1 pseudogene is annotated in these 523 nt (G+C 62.3%); it reads left to right on the top strand.

Annotation, left to right across the window (positions count from 1 at the left end):
• Window positions 1-126 precede the first annotated feature (126 nt).
• A pseudogene (locus FS320_RS44955) lies at window positions 127-402 on the top strand (transposase); the annotation flags it as partial.
• Window positions 403-523: the final 121 nt, after the last annotated feature.

Here is a 523-nt window from a genome sequence, read left to right on the forward strand (position 1 = left end):
TCCCGTCCCTGCCAACGCGTTCCCCACGTTCCAGACCTTGCCGCGGTGAAAGAAACGCAGCGGATCGGCACGCCCGCGCTACCAAATAGGCCCCGAAACAAACTCTGGTGAATAGGAACGGTTAGCGCCACGATCGACATTCCGGCGCAGTTCAAGAATTCCAAGGCCGTCGGCCCCGCTCTGGGGCTCACGCCGGTTCTCAATCAGTCCGGCGAGAGCAATCGGATCGGACGCGTCTCTCTGTGCGGAGACGCCATGATGCGAGCGGTGCTCTATGAGGCAGCTCAGGTGCTGCTGACCCGGGTGCAGAAATGGTCCTGGCTGAAGGCCTGGGCCATGAACGTGGCCCGCCGGCGCGGCCTGCAAAAGGCCATCGTGGCTCTGGCGCGCCGGTTAGCCGTGGCGTGTTAGACAATGGTGCAAGGTTTGCGATCAGCTTTGTCCATACGATCGCCCGCGAGGCTCTACGCCATCGCTCGACAGGTCCAACATTAAAGCCTCAGCCGGTCGATGAACCCGGCGA

This window comes from Microvirga tunisiensis (genome assembly GCF_009296175.1).
GTDB classification, from domain to species: Bacteria; Pseudomonadota; Alphaproteobacteria; order Rhizobiales; family Beijerinckiaceae; genus Microvirga; species Microvirga tunisiensis.